Below are 15,083 nucleotides of genomic sequence, written 5' to 3' on the forward strand. Positions count from 1 at the left end.
TAACGAAAAAACGTCCGAATGTATCGGACGTTTTTATTTCTTCATTAATTATGAACCGTTTCTTTTTCATTTAATCCAAGCGTACGACCTGTAGAAGTGTGAAGGTCTTGGAACAATCTTGGATTTTCAGTTAGTGAAATGCCGTAAGAAGGAATCATTTCTTTTATTTTTCCTTCCCATTCTACCATTCGGCTTGGGAAACATTTTTCTAATACTTCAAGCATAACATGAACGGCAGTAGAAGCACCCGGTGATGCACCTAGTAACGCCGCGATTGATCCATCAGCCGCACTAACAACTTCAGTACCGAATTGAAGTGTTCCTTTACCGCCAGCGTCAGTATCTTTAATTACTTGTACACGTTGACCAGCAACTACAACATCCCAATCTTCACTTTTTGCGTTCGGAATGAATTCGCGTAATTCTTCCATACGTTTTTCATGTGATAACATAACTTGCTGAATTAAGTATTTTGTTAATCCCATTTCTTTTACACCAGCAGCTAACATCGTTAAGACGTTATTCGGTTTTACAGAACCGATTAAGTCAAGGTTTGATCCAGTTTTTAAGAACTTAGGAGAGAACCCTGCGAACGGTCCAAATAGTAAAGCTTTTTTATTGTCTATATATCTCGTATCAAGGTGAGGTACAGACATTGGCGGAGCGCCAACTTTAGCTTTACCGTATACTTTTGCATGATGTTGCTCTACAACTTTTTGGTTTTTACATACCATAAATAGTCCACTTACTGGGAATCCACCGATATGTTTTGATTCAGGAATACCAGTCTTTTGTAGTAGAGGTAGACTACCGCCGCCGCCGCCGATAAAGACGAATTTTGCAGTATGATGCTCGATTTTACCACTATTCATATCGTGTACTTTTACTTCCCACAAACCATTCTTCGTGCGTTTAATATTTTCGACACTATGTTTGTAGTTTAGCTCGACATCTTTCGTTTTTAAGTAATCAAACAGCATACGTGTTAATGCACCGAAGTTAACATCAGTTCCAGAGTCAATCTTCGTTGCAGCCATCGGTTCATTAGATGTACGACCTTCCATAATGAGTGGAAGCCATTTTTTTAATGTTTCAGGAGCATCGGAAAATTCCATTCCTTGAAACAGTGGATTTTTTGAAAGCGCTTCAAAACGGTTTTTTAGAAACTGAACATTTTTTTCACCTTGTACTAAACTCATATGAGGTAGAGGCATAATGAAATCTTGTGGATTACGAATTAATTTGCTTTTTACAAGATATGCCCAAAATTGTCTTGAAAGCTGGAATTGCTCATTCACTTTTACAGCCTTACTAATATCTATAGATCCGTCAGATTTTTCGGAAGTATAGTTCAGTTCGCATAGTGCAGAATGCCCTGTACCTGCATTATTCCATTCGTTAGAGCTTTCTTCCCCGGCACTTGCAAGTTTTTCAAAAACTTTAATTTCCCATTCAGGTGCTAATTCTTTTAGTAATGAGCCCAACGTTGCACTCATAATTCCTGCACCAATTAAGATAACGTCTGTTTTTTGCTGCATGTTGCTCATGATAATCTCTCCATCCCCTATATTGGCAAAAAAGAGTAGGTGTTTTCTATGTCTAAGCCGTAAAAGAGAAACACCGCCTAGGCCCCACCTAGGTATTTACCTTTTTTGTCTCAATTATATAACCATCTCATACTCTATTATAATAATTAATAGACTAAAATATCTAGTGTTATCTGATAATTTTAAACTATTTAACGTTTTATTCGCCAAAAATCTTATTTAACAAGCTCTTTTAAGGTGATAAATAGAAAAAAATTACAGTTTGAAATTATCTCGAAAAAGCTTACATATCCTTAAGTGACTAAATCGAGTACCTTTTTATGGGACTTTTTGCTCTAATTATTGTATGGTTATTCTGAATATTAAAAGGAGGGATACACATGCGTACACAAGAACAAATCGCAAACTTATTTCGAAATTTTTCAATAAAGGAATGTAAAGGGTCAAGTGACTTATATGAATATTTATCAATGAAAATTGCTGAAGATGAGGAAGTACTTACACTATCTTCCTACGCTCAAGCAGGTCAACCAGTCCCAAACTTATTATTAGGTGCAGTACATTATTTATTATTAGCAGGGAAAGAACATCATTTAAAAACGTACTATAGTAGCTTAGTTGAAAATGCTAATACAGATTTAGATCAAGCTTTTGCTCATTTTAAAGATTTCTGTAAAATATACAGAGAGGAAATCATTACTTTATTACAAACGAAACTTGTTCAAACGAATGAAGTAAGAAGATGTGCGTACTTATATCCAAGTTTCAGTTACATATTTAGCAAAGTGAATAAACCGTTAGCGTTAATAGAAATTGGGACAAGTTCTGGATTACAACTATTTTGGGACCAATATAGCTATTCGTACGGTACAGATGAAACATACGGAAATATAAATTCGAATGTACATGTAACTTCTGAAATAAGAGGAGAGAATGTGCCTCATTTATTAAAAGAAAGTCCACCTGTCGTAGAAAGAATCGGACTAGATTTACATGTAAATGATTTACATAGTGATGAAGATTATTTATGGCTACGTGCACTCATTTGGCCAGAACATAAAGAAAGGCTTGAACTGTTTGACCAAGCTGCATCTTTAGTAAAAAATAAATCTGTTCAATTAATAGAAGGAGACGGTGTAGAGCTATTACCATCTATTATTGAACAAATAAGTAGCGACGCTGTTATCTGCATTTTTCATACACATGTCGCAAATCAAATACCTGAACAAATAAAACGTAAGCTGGAAAAACAAATCCAAGAAATAGGTGCAAAACGTGATGTATTCCACTTATATAACAACATGTGGGACCGGGATCTTCATATTGATTATTATATTAACGGAAACGAATATCGTGAAACAGTCGGAGAAACAGAAGGGCATGGGAGATGGTTTAGTTGGAAGCTTGGGAAGGAGACGCTTATTTAGATTAATAGGAGCGCCCTCACTTGTAAAAGATGAGGGTATAGGTTCAAGCGTTGACTAAATGACTAATGAATAAATTTATTAGTACTATACAAAAAACTCTTAGGAGAAATCCTAAGAGTTTTTTTGTATTACATTTAAACCCCATAATGAATCATGTACTTTTGTTCTGCTGTAGCTTGTACAATTTTTAAAGCTAACTCATTCAGCTCATCAGAACTTTTGAAGAACTTTGAAGATGTAACTGTTTCATAGAATATTGCTAATGATTCAGGTGGGATAATTGTAATACCGTAATAGACTAAACCGTATTCCTGATTTTTGACTGTATGGAAGTAGGTTTTCATAATTGATAAATTTTGATTTAAACTACTGATAATATCATCATCAACAGAAATACAATGATATTTCTCTGGTGTATAATCCTCGTAATTTTTTCGAGAAGTAAAATCATCAATTATTCCAAAATCATGGACACATGCCATCAATATCATCCTTTCAGCTTTAATAAAGTGAGTTCTATTAAAGTAAAATAGTCATTTTGTTTACGTGTAATAGTAATAGAAATAGTTATGTAGTTCATTAGTATAGTACTTCATAAAAAATCTTCGGTTCTTCTTCGTGAAACCAGTTTATTTATGTAAAATGAACTTTTTGCAAAAACCGAGCGAATGTAGTGTGAAAGATCATGAGGGGGCTATAGTCGCTACTCAATTTTTAGCAATCGTAAGTTTATTTTGGTGGGAATTGCGACAACTATTTAGTGTGAAGACGGACATGAAACGTTTTTAGAAGATAAGGAAACTTATAATATATAGAATTAGAAATAAGAATTTGATAGTATTGGAGTAAGGAGTTTTAATAGCAGTATATTAAGTGGTACTAATATATTGTTGCAAATACTTCCATGAATTTATGGAAGCATTTGATAGAATTCAAAAAAATATAATGGAGGCTCATATGAAAAAAGTAATTGGCGCAGCAACAGCAACTGTTTTCGGATTGGGAGCATTTACTACAACTGCTACCGCAGAAACAATCGTAACAGCAGATGTACTCAACGTACGTGAAAAACCGACTACGGAATCAAAAGTAGTCGAAAAGGTAAAAAATGGGCAAGAATTAAAAGTCATCAATACTGAAGATGGCTGGTCAAAAATTGAGTTGAATGGTAAAGAAGTATTTGTAAGCTCGGAGTTTACAAAAGATATTTACCATGTAACAGCAAATTTATTAAATGTTCGTACGGAAGCAAACACAGAATCAAAAATTCTTGGCAGACTGAAAAAAGATGATGTAATTGAATCAACGAACCAAGTAAAAGATGGATGGCTACAATTTGAGTATAAAGGAAAAACAGCTTATGTAAATGTTTCTTTCTTATCTAGTACAGCACCAGTTGAAAAAAAGGCTGACGAGAAAACGAAGCAAGTAGCGAAAGTGCAAAAAATGGTTAAAGCTAAGGAAGAAGCTAAAACACAGAAGGTAACAAAGGCAAAAGAAACAATTAAACCTAAGGAAGAAGAGAAAGTACAAGAAGTAGTAAAGCCTAAGGAAGAAGAGAAAGTACAAGAAGAAGCAAAACCTAAGGAAGAAGCAAAAGTACAAGAAGAAGCAAAACCTAAGGAAGAAGAGAAAGTACAAGAAGTGGTAAAGCCTAAGGAAGAAGAGAAAGTACAAGAAATAGCAAAGGCTAAAGAAGAAGCAAAAGCCCAAGAAATAGCGAAGGCTAAAGAAGAAGAGAAAGCACGAGAAATAGCGAAGGCTAAAGAAGAAGAGAAAGCACGAGAAATAGCAAAGGCTAAAGAAGAAGCAAAAGCCCAAGAAATAGCCAAAGCTAAGGAAGAGGCGAAAGCACGAGAAATAGCTAAGGCCAAGGAAGAAGCAAAAGCCCGAGAAGCAATAAAGGCAAAAGAAGAGTCTAAAAATAACACGCAGTCCGCTAAACGTGAATTAACAGTGGTGGCGACAGCATATACTGCTGATCCAAGTGAAAATGGTACATATGGTGGACGCGTTTTAACTGCGATGGGGCATGATTTAACGGCTAATCCGAATATGAGAATTATCGCAGTTGACCCGAAAGTAATTCCTTTAGGATCTAAAGTATGGGTAGAAGGTTATGGAGAAGCAATCGCTGGAGATACCGGAAGTGCAATTAAAGGTAATCGCATTGATGTTTTAATGGGCTCAAAAAGTAAAGCTATGAATTGGGGAAGACAAACTGTTAAAGTGAAAATTTTATAATAAATCTAGAATATAACATAATGAAAATAAGACCGACATATTTTGTAGGTCTTATTTTCGTACCATAATATCATTAAGAATCACATCAAATATATCTTTTTGCGTGAAGTGATCTGTAAAAATAGTTTCCCTAGCAACTTCAATTGTATCGTGCGGATTATACCATTTTTCTAGGGAATCCTCACCAAATTCATGCCTTTTTTCCCTTGTGTTATGTCGTCGAATCGTTTCTTTTAACGATAAATCAAAGTAATATGTATACGCGTTTCCTTCAAAAAAATGTATTAATTCTTTCAGCATATCACCATATCTTCGACTGTTTAAAATACCTTCTAAAATAACAAGTTCACATTTTCCTTTTCCATACTTTGTAATTTCACATAGTAAATCATGTGATAAATTCCCCATCGTATCGTGTACTCTAAGCATATCTCTACGTACAACATCTTGTGATACTAAAAGTGTCCCTTGTCCGAAATATTCTTGTAGTTGCTTTGCGATTGTTGTTTTACCACTTGCGGAGTTTCCTCTAAGAATGATTAATGTTGATTTATGTATAGGATTAGACATAGTGAATTCCCCCAGCATGAATGATTATATAGAAAATTTTAACAAATTAAACGTAGAAAGTGTATAATTAATAAGGATGCAAATAAAAAAGGTGGGGGTTAAATGGAAGGTAAATTAAATAGGGCGCAGCCGATTTGGAAACGGACATGGTTTCGCTATCTAGGGGCATTTATAATTTTACAATTACTGTTTATTATTTGTGAAGTAACTGCATGGGCACCAAACTTTAGACCTGGCGGAGAATTTTTTAATAGAGTATTAAATTCTCAATTTTTCACAGAATGGTTCACGCCATATAAAATCCCTCAATTTAATGTGTTTACAGCATTTTTTGCGATTACATTGTTACCATACGCATTAATAGGTGCAATGAAAGATTTCACAAAAAGGAAAAATATAAATAATTAAAAAGAGGTATTATATGCTATTTCAAAAAGATAATGTATCGGTTCGGTACGTAAAAGAAGAGGATGCACCAATCATTTCAAAATGGTTAACAGAACCAGAAGTCCTGCAATATTACGAAGGACGAGATAATCCCCAATCAGTAGATATGGTACTGGATCATTTCATACATAATCCAAACAGTCATGAAAAAAGATGTTTAATAGAGTTTGATGATGTGCCAATTGGTTATATTCAAATGTATCCAGTTGATTCGGAGTGGAAAACATTATATGGCTATGAAGAATCGCAACATGTATGGGGAATGGATCAATTTATTGGAGAACCGACTTATTGGGGAAAAGGCATTGGAACGAAACTCGTTCAGACAGCAATTACATATATTATGGAGAACACGGGAGCAGAAGCCATTGCAATGGACCCGAAAGTAAATAATGAACGTGCAATAAAGTGTTATGAAAAATGTGGATTTAAAAAGGTAAAGGTTTTAAAAGAACATGAACTGCATGAAGGGGTATTAGAAGATTGTTGGATGATGGAATATAAACAAAGGGAGCTGCGCGAAATGAAAAAAGCATTAATCGTAATCGATGTGCAAGCAGGTATGTATACAGCAGGAATGCCAGTACATAATGGGGAAAAGTTTTTAGAAATATTGCAAGAGCTTATTGGAGAATGCCGTTCAAATGATATTCCGGTAATTTATGTGCAACATAATGGACCGAAAGATCATCCGTTAGAAAAGGGTACAGAGGGGTGGAAGATTCATAAGGCAATCGCTCCACTAGAAGGGGATTGTGTTGTTGAAAAAACGACCCCAGATTCATTCCACAAGACGGACCTAAAAGAAGTATTGCAAGACAATGGAATCGATCATGTTATCATTTCAGGAATGCAAACACAGTATTGTGTGGATACGACAACTCGCAGGGCGTTTAGTGAAGGGTATAAAGTAACGTTAGTGAGCGATGCACATAGTACGTTTGATACAGAGGTGTTACGTGCTGAAGACATTGTGAAGCATCATAACGTAGTGTTTGGAGCGTTTGCTGATGTCATTACATTAAAAGATTTGAAAGAAACTGTCTCTAAATAAGAGGCAGTTTTTTATCCGACGTTAATGGGCAGTAAGACCCCCACCTCAAAATGCAGCGAAAGCAAAGAAGTTAGGTGGGGGGCGGGCTGCCCATAAAAGTCCGATTGGTTCAACTAATAATCAGTGGGGGATGAAGAAAACCCCCACTGATTAAAGTTTCACTTTATTAGAGGAAATCATGTCAAATAGTGTCGGTAAGTCGATATTTTTTGTCGAAACGTCGATATATTGAAATAAACGTTGATATAATTTCACGTACCATAATGAAAACACAAAAAAGGAGCACCACATAATTAAAAAGGGCGCTCCTACATCAAAATATTACTTCTTCTTATCTTTATCCAATATATTCTGCTCTTCAGCAAACTCCGTACCATATGCGAAGCGGCGATTAATACGAATATTATCGTTGTGGTGCCTTGTGTGAGAGCCAGAGAAACGATGAACGATTACTTCAGATAATGTAAAGACAATTGCGGAAAGGATGCTTCCCCATGCAATTTGCATATAGTTGTCTAATAAAATATTACCGAAAATCCATACGCTTAAATATGTTAGTAAGAAATCCGACATAATGGCACCAGTATTGCCGATTCGATTTAATATGATTTTATCAACGAACATATAAGATACGATTGTTACAAAGAGACTAAATGAAATAATTTGGACGAACGTTGCAGGGAAAAATAAAGCGAGTCCAATACTAAATGCGATAATGCACGATATAAACTTGATAAGCACTACAGTAAAACCATTCAATATTTACACCTCCGATTTATACATAGTTTTACAATAAATTTAGGAGTTCATACATTGTAACGAATATATTTATATAAAACTTTTTCATGTTTAATCTTTGTCTAAATATTAAAAAAACAAAGAAAAAATGTTATAGTAAAATGAGAGTATATGACATTTTTAGGTAAGGGGGAATCCTGGGTGTGGATTACTTCAGAAGTAGAAATTCCAGACGAGTTAATTGATCATCTTGAACAAGGAAAGTTAGTATTATTTGTTGGAGCGGGAGTTTCTATGAAAGGGAAATCAAACTTACCGAATTTTGATGATCTTGTTGATGAAATTGCGAAAACGTTATATGTAGAAAAACGTGAAATAACAGAACCACATGATTATTATCTTGGTAAAATTGCGAAATCAAAAGATGTACATCAAGTTGCAAGAGATCTAGTTCATATAGAAAAGTCAAAACCGAATCCGCTTCATTATGCAATTCCTAGGTTGTTTCCTTTAGACACGGAAGTTCGTATTGTAACGACAAATTTTGATCGACATTTTACAACTGCGATAAAAGAAATGAATAGAGAATTAAACGTATATTACGCACCTGCGTTACCTACAGGTAGAGCGTTTAGAGGACTCGCTTACATACATGGCAATATAGAACAAGAGAAAGAAGCATTAATTTTAACAGATGGTGATTTTGGAAGGGCTTACTTGACGGAAGGATGGGCGAGAAGATTTTTAGTTGATTTATTCTCGAATTATACCGTTTTGTTCGTTGGATATAGCCATAATGATCCAGTAATGAAATATTTAGCAACTGGTTTACCACCAAGTACAAGGCGTTATGCATTTGTCGCACAAGGAGAAAATACATATCATTGGGAGCATTTAGGAATACGGCCGATTGTATATCCAAATAAAGGTAATAATCATCAGTCTCTCGTTAAAGCAGTAAAACGATGGGCGGAGTTAATGGGTGATAATTATATTACAAAACGAATGCGCATTCGTGACATAGTAACAGTTCCACCTTCTGTAGAGCAGGAACAATTATCATACATAAAACAATCCATTAAAAAAATTGAAACAGTCCGCTACTTCGTTGAATTTGCTCATGATTATGAGTGGGTGGAATGGCTTGAAGCGGAAGGGAAATTACAAAATTTATTTTTAATTACATCAAACTATAACGAGGTAGATGAATTACTTGCAAAATGGTTAGTGGAACAATTTCTTTTTAGTCACCAAAAAGAATTATTTCAATTAATTTTTAAAAATCAATCTAAACTATCTCCGTTATTATGGAGAACAATTTGTAGTTACTTAAGTGAGACGAAAATTGAGATGGACCCATTGTTGTTTGCACGGTGGACACTGCTTTTATTAGAAACAGCTGAAAAAGATAGTAAATCGATCGAAACAATTTCTTACTTACTGCAAAAATGTTCTTTTCCTGAGCATAAAGAAATCGCTTTATTGTTATTAACGTTTATTTTGGACGGAAAACTTAAATTGAAGCGTGAAAGAAAGTGGGGAAATGATAATACGCAAGAATCAATAGAACTTGAGGAGTCGAGTCGTTTACCCGTGTCTACATTTTCTTATGTGGAGAAAATTTGGAATGAAAAGATGAAACCGCATATTTCTTATTACGCCGTTCCAATTATGATGATGGGAATAGAGAAGTTGCGGATGTTATCACTAAGGCAAACGGCACTGAAAAAAAGGGATAAGGAAAATGTGGAAAAAGAGTTTCAGCAAAATGATCTTGCGTTTTTAATTCAAATTGTAAAAGAGTGTTTAGCCTATTTATGTGAAAATAATGAGAAAAAAGCAAATTATTATATTACTGAAATGATAGAAGCAAGCAGCATACTTCAAAATCGAATTGCCATTGATGCGATGAATAAAAATATATTCGTAAGCGCCGATGAGAAGATGAAATGGTTGTTACAGGAAGAAATTCTTTTAGATGTCACGTATAAACAAGAAGTTTTTCAACTTATAAAAAATCATTACGCACTCTCTTTAGAAAAAACAAAGGAAGAAGTCATTCAAATTGTATTAAAGAACCTTGCAGAGGAGAGGGCATTTGATGTTTGTTTACTGTTAGATTTATTATTCACGTGTGATTCAAATAGTCCATCTACAGCAAAAGGTTATGAGTTAATGAAGCAAAAACATCCACACTTTCATTCTGATCGATACAGTGTAAAAAAGAGAGAGACGACAGAACAAAGTATTACTTGTAATGTAACTGCTGATGGATTATTACAGCTGAAAGATGAAGAAATTATGAAACAAGTTCGCCAATTCTCTCAAGATGGTGTGTTTGAACAACGTCATTTTTTAGAGATGTTATCGAAAGCATGTAAATTGAATACAGAATGGAGTATTTCATTTGCTTATCAATTAGTAGGTATGCACGAAATAAGTAATGAAGTTTGGTTTGTTTGTATTAGAGAGTGGCGAAATAACCGAGGACTGACAAATGAACAAATACAAAAAGTTATTCCTCTGTTGCAGAAATTCGTTAGAAATACTGCATTTCATTGGTTAATTAGTAGCTTTCTATATGAAATTAGCAATCGGTTAGAAGAGTTAGAGGAAAATAGTATACGCAATGTAAAACGGTTTGCTTTTTCAGTATTCCCTCAAGTAATGAAAAGTGACACGGATTTTAAGCTTGGAAAACAAGATTTTTACAATGAATCGATTCAGCATCCTGTTGGGAAAATGACAGCTGTATTATTAAAACTGTTATCATATGATCATTTATACGATCGTAATGTGTATGAATATTTATTTTTATTTGAAGAACAAGTAAGAATTAGTACAGAACGGACAAATTTTATGTTAGCGCGTTTAGTAGCGGATATTACATTTCTTTATCATATTGAGAAACAATGGTGCCGAAAATATTTGTTACCGTACTTAGAGTTAAAGAAGGAAAATGAGATTACGAAATATGCATGGGCCGGCTTATGTTACACGCAAATAAATTTACCTTTATTTACAGAAATGAAGCGATTTATTAAGTATGCAGTAGAACATTTAGAAGTATTACATCCGCATACGAGGGAAGCTTTCTTAAAATGGCTCAGTTTTGTATTTATTAAATGTGTACTGTATTGGGAACAAAAAACAGACTGGTTATACCCTTTACTTATACGAGAAAATGAAGAAAATAAAATTAAGTTTATGCAGTTTTTATGCTATTACGTCAAAACGTTAAGCGCAAAAGAGCAACAAAAATTTTGGGCAGCTTGGCTCAGTATATTTTTGCGAGAACGACCGAAAATGGGTGAAATCACAGCTAGAGAATATGTAATGCTTTTACGTATTATTTTATTTATGGATGAAATAGTAGAAAGAGGGTTATCGATAATTTGTAAATCATTTTCGGACGTAGGTGGAAAGGGAAATCAAACGGAGTTAAAACAGTTATTCAATGAAATACTTGAGAAGACAGAGAGTATAAAAATGTATAAAGAGTTGTATGCAAACGTATTTTTTACTTTACTGCAAACGCTTCAGGAAGCGGATTTACTTGAAACGGAAATCATTCAAATAAAAGAATTTTTAATCGGGTATAAAGTAGAAAAATGTGTAATAAATGCAATAGATAATGAGATAATTCGCATCGGAATTGTTATGGAGAATTTACAAGAAGAAATGTAAGGCGAAAGTGGAATTTTAAAAAATATATAAAAAGTTGTTGACAGTGTTTTGAAAAGCGTTCTATAATACGAATCATACTTATTCAATTTCAAAAAACATTTGAATAAACAAAGTGCAATGAAGAGATCACAGTAGTGGTTAGTCTTACTGTAACAGAGAGCTGGTGGTTGGTGTGAACCAGTACAGGGATAATCATGAATTACAGTCTTGGAGCATCTTTTTCGTAGTAAAGATAGTAGTATTGTCTTTATGAAGAAAAAGCGGTCAATTGATCGTTAACAGTGAAGAGAGGTAGACAGAAATTTAGTCTGCAACTAGGGTGGTACCGCGATAAATATCGTCCCTACTGATTTATTCAGTAGGGACTTTTTGTATTTTAGTGGCCCAACTTGAAAATTAAATATGCATGCGTTGAAAGGAAAAGCAGTAGTTGTTGTTTCCCTGTAACAGAGAGCTGGTGGTTGGTGTGAACCAGTACAAAAACAAGAGCAAATTACAGTCCTAGAGCATCTTTTTCGTAGTAAAGATAGCATTGTCTTTATGAAGGGAAAGACGGTCAGAAGATCGTTAACAATGAAGAGAGGTAGACGAAAGAAGTCTACAACTAGGGTGGTACCGCGATAAATATCGTCCCTACTGATTGAATCAGTAGGGATTTTTTGTACAAAAAAGTGGGTTTTTAACTAGTAGATAGTGTCTTTGTACTAATTATTAGTTTAAAATAAGAAGAGGGATCGATTCCACTTTAAATTTGTATAATTGACCAGTTCAGAAAATAGAGAATTTTTCATTCTCTTACTATAACTTTTAAAACATTAGAGGAGGATTTCCAAATGGCAAATCATGAATTAGATCAATTACGTAAACAGGTAGATGAAATTAACTTACAACTATTACACCTTTTAAACAAACGTGGTGAAATCGTTCAAAAAATTGGGGAGCAAAAGCAAGTACAAGGTACGAAACGTTTTGATCCAGTACGTGAGCGTGAAGTACTTGATATGATCGCAGAGAATAACGAAGGACCATTCGAAACATCAACGGTTCAACATATTTTCAAAACAATCTTCAAAGCTAGCTTAGAATTACAAGAAGATGATAACCGTAAAGCATTACTAGTATCACGTAAAAAGAAACAAGAAAACACAATTGTTGACGTAAAAGGTGAATTGATTGGTAACGGAACACAAACGTTCATTATGGGACCTTGTGCGGTAGAAAGCTTAGAGCAAGTTCGCCAAGTAGGGCAAGCGATGAAAGACCAAGGCTTAAAATTAATGCGCGGTGGTGCTTTCAAACCGAGAACATCTCCATACGATTTCCAAGGTTTAGGAGTAGAAGGATTACAAATCTTACGCCAAGTAGCAGATGAGTTCGACTTAGCGATTATTAGTGAAATTTTAAATCCGAACGATGTTGAAATGGCATTAGACTACGTTGATGTAATTCAAGTTGGTGCACGTAACATGCAAAACTTCGATTTACTACGAGCTGTAGGTAAAGTTAACAAGCCAGTATTATTAAAACGTGGATTAGCAGCAACAATTGATGAGTTCATTAATGCAGCGGAATACATCATTGCACAAGGTAACGACCAAATTATTCTTTGTGAGCGCGGTATCCGCACATACGAAAGAGCGACACGTAACACATTAGACATTTCAGCAGTACCGATTTTAAAGAAAGAAACACATTTACCAGTTGTTGTTGACGTAACGCATTCAACTGGACGTAGAGATTTATTATTACCAACAGCAAAAGCAGCACTTGCAATTGGCGCAGATGCAGTAATGGCTGAAGTACACCCAGACCCAGCAGTTGCATTATCAGATTCTGCACAACAAATGGATATTCCAGAATTCCATAAATTCATGGAAGAGTTAAAAGGATTCAAAAATAAATTATCTTAATTCCATATCATATATGCGCTGAAGAGGAAACAGTAGTGCTTATCTCCCTGTTAAAGAGAGCTGATGGTCGGTGTGAATCAGTACAAAGGTAAGCATGAATTACAGCCTTGGAGCATCTTTTTCGCCAAATTTTGGAGGAAAAGACGGTCTTACGATCGTTAAAGAAGAGAGGTAGACGAAAGAAGTCTACAACTAGGGTGGTACCGCGATAAACATCGTCCCTACTGAGCGCTCAGTAGGGACTTTTTTGTACAAAAAAATAGTAAAGGGGCAAGAGAAATGAGATACATTACAGCTGGAGAATCACATGGACCGCAGTTAACAGTTATTTTAGAAGGTGTACCAGCAGGTTTAACGCTGGCAGCGGAACATATAAATAAAGAATTATTAAGAAGGCAAAAAGGGCACGGACGCGGAAGACGTATGCAAATTGAAACGGATACAGTTGAAATTGTAAGTGGTGTTCGTCATGGGATGACACTTGGCTCACCAATTACGTTAATCGTAAAAAATGATGATTTCAAACATTGGACAAAAGTAATGGGTGCAGAGCCAATTTCGGAAAAAGAAAGTAAAGACATGAAACGTACAATTACGAAGCCACGTCCAGGACATGCGGATTTAAATGGAGCAATTAAATACGGTCACCGTGATATAAGAAACGTACTAGAGCGCTCGTCTGCAAGAGAAACGACAGTAAGGGTTGCAGCTGGAGCAGTTGCGAAACAAATTTTAAAAGAATTAGGCGTAGAAATTGCAGGGCATGTACTTGAAATTGGTGGAGTAAAAGCAAAACATATTTCTAACTTGTCAATTGAAGAAATTCAAACAATTACTGAAAACTCACCAGTTCGATGTTTAGATAAAGAAGTAGAACAAGAGATGATGGATGCGATTGATCATGCAAAAAGTAGCGGAGATTCAATTGGGGGCATTGTAGAAGTCATTGCAGAAGGAATGCCGATTGGCGTTGGTAGTTACGTTCATTACGATCGTAAATTAGATGCAAAACTTGCTGGTGCAATTATGAGTATTAATGCATTTAAAGGTGCTGAAATTGGCGTTGGTTTTGAAGCAGCAAGACAGCCAGGAAGTAAAGTGCATGATGAAATTTTATGGGATGAAGAACAAGGATACACGAGAAAAACGAATAATGCCGGTGGTTTAGAAGGCGGTATGACAACGGGAATGCCAATTGTCGTAAGAGGTGTAATGAAACCAATACCTACATTATACAAACCGTTAGCAAGTGTTGATATTGATACGAAAGAAGCATTCCAAGCGAGTATTGAAAGATCTGATAGCTGTGCAGTACCAGCAGCAGGTGTAGTAGCTGAATCTGTTGTAGCATGGGAACTTGCACATGCACTAGTCGAACAATTCGGAAAAGATCGTATGGAGTTAATTCAACAAAACATTACGCAACATAATAAATACGCAAAAGAATTTTAATAAAAAG

11 protein-coding genes, 1 pseudogene and 3 other annotated features are annotated in these 15,083 nt (G+C 35.1%); of the genes and pseudogenes, 8 read left to right on the forward strand and 4 right to left on the reverse strand.

From position 1 onward, the window contains the following. Positions 1-44 precede the first annotated feature (44 nt). Entirely contained in the window at positions 45-1,547 is a 1,503-nt protein-coding gene (locus ACTFRS_RS03545; RefSeq protein ID WP_139865936.1) for a malate:quinone oxidoreductase, read from the reverse strand. Between the two features lie 380 nt (positions 1,548-1,927). Here ACTFRS_RS03545 and ACTFRS_RS03550 point away from each other — a divergent pair, with 380 nt between their 5' ends. Then, positions 1,928-2,974, forward strand: coding sequence for a DUF2332 domain-containing protein (locus tag ACTFRS_RS03550; RefSeq protein WP_440024237.1), 1,047 nt, complete (start codon positions 1,928-1,930; stop codon positions 2,972-2,974). A 134-nt stretch (positions 2,975-3,108) separates the two neighbouring features. Here the strand turns inward: ACTFRS_RS03550 and ACTFRS_RS03555 are convergent, their stop codons facing one another. Further along, positions 3,109-3,456, reverse strand: coding sequence for a short-chain dehydrogenase (locus ACTFRS_RS03555; protein ID WP_098922141.1), 348 nt, complete (start codon positions 3,454-3,456; stop codon positions 3,109-3,111). A 475-nt stretch (positions 3,457-3,931) separates the two neighbouring features. On the opposite strand from ACTFRS_RS03555, the gene entB reads away from it, so the two are divergent. Next, on the forward strand, positions 3,932-5,218 hold the full coding sequence (gene entB, locus ACTFRS_RS03560; protein ID WP_440024235.1) for a cell wall-binding protein EntB: 1,287 nt from the start codon (positions 3,932-3,934) through the stop codon (positions 5,216-5,218). Between the two features lie 51 nt (positions 5,219-5,269). On the opposite strand, the gene ACTFRS_RS03565 is transcribed toward entB, so the two are convergent. Next, entirely contained in the window at positions 5,270-5,788 is a 519-nt protein-coding gene (locus ACTFRS_RS03565; protein ID WP_016717791.1) for a kinase, read from the reverse strand. A 102-nt stretch (positions 5,789-5,890) separates the two neighbouring features. On the opposite strand from ACTFRS_RS03565, the gene ACTFRS_RS03570 reads away from it, so the two are divergent. The 3 genes and pseudogenes from ACTFRS_RS03570 to ACTFRS_RS03580 all read left to right on the forward strand — a co-directional run bounded on the left by ACTFRS_RS03570 (position 5,891) and on the right by ACTFRS_RS03580 (position 7,289). Beyond that, on the forward strand, positions 5,891-6,196 hold the full coding sequence (locus tag ACTFRS_RS03570) for a YfzA family protein (protein ID WP_000398605.1): 306 nt from the start codon (positions 5,891-5,893) through the stop codon (positions 6,194-6,196). A 13-nt stretch (positions 6,197-6,209) separates the two neighbouring features. Continuing rightward, positions 6,210-6,743, forward strand: a pseudogene (locus ACTFRS_RS03575) (GNAT family N-acetyltransferase); the annotation flags it as partial. 15 nt (positions 6,744-6,758) lie between these two features. Continuing rightward, positions 6,759-7,289: a cysteine hydrolase family protein gene (locus tag ACTFRS_RS03580; RefSeq protein ID WP_440024612.1), complete on the forward strand. Its 531-nt coding sequence runs from the start codon at positions 6,759-6,761 to the stop codon at positions 7,287-7,289. Between the two features lie 321 nt (positions 7,290-7,610). Here the strand turns inward: ACTFRS_RS03580 and ACTFRS_RS03585 are convergent, their stop codons facing one another. Beyond that, positions 7,611-8,048 (reverse strand): YndM family protein, encoded by a 438-nt coding sequence (locus ACTFRS_RS03585; RefSeq protein WP_076870606.1) that lies wholly within the window; start codon positions 8,046-8,048, stop codon positions 7,611-7,613. A 150-nt stretch (positions 8,049-8,198) separates the two neighbouring features. Here ACTFRS_RS03585 and ACTFRS_RS03590 point away from each other — a divergent pair, with 150 nt between their 5' ends. From ACTFRS_RS03590 to aroC, 3 genes are all read left to right on the forward strand, one after another. Then, the gene (locus tag ACTFRS_RS03590; protein WP_440024233.1) at positions 8,199-11,714 is read left to right on the forward strand and encodes a DUF4020 domain-containing protein; all 3,516 of its coding nucleotides are present in this window, start codon (positions 8,199-8,201) and stop codon (positions 11,712-11,714) included. Between the two features lie 108 nt (positions 11,715-11,822). Then, positions 11,823-12,062 (forward strand) — a binding site (T-box leader). 54 nt (positions 12,063-12,116) lie between these two features. After that, positions 12,117-12,352 (forward strand) — a binding site (T-box leader). 195 nt (positions 12,353-12,547) lie between these two features. Beyond that, positions 12,548-13,624, forward strand: a complete 1,077-nt coding sequence (locus tag ACTFRS_RS03595) for a bifunctional 3-deoxy-7-phosphoheptulonate synthase/chorismate mutase (protein WP_001273581.1) — start codon at positions 12,548-12,550, stop codon at positions 13,622-13,624. Positions 13,625-13,633: 9 nt separating this feature from the next. Continuing rightward, positions 13,634-13,850: a binding site (T-box leader), on the forward strand. Positions 13,851-13,903: 53 nt separating this feature from the next. Beyond that, complete coding sequence (gene aroC / locus ACTFRS_RS03600) at positions 13,904-15,076, forward strand: chorismate synthase (RefSeq protein ID WP_029438735.1); 1,173 nt, start codon at positions 13,904-13,906, stop codon at positions 15,074-15,076. The last annotated feature ends 7 nt before the right edge of the window (positions 15,077-15,083 follow it).

This window comes from Bacillus cereus group sp. MYBK139-1 (assembly GCF_051916915.1).
Lineage (GTDB): Bacteria > Bacillota > Bacilli > Bacillales > Bacillaceae_G > Bacillus_A > Bacillus_A pacificus.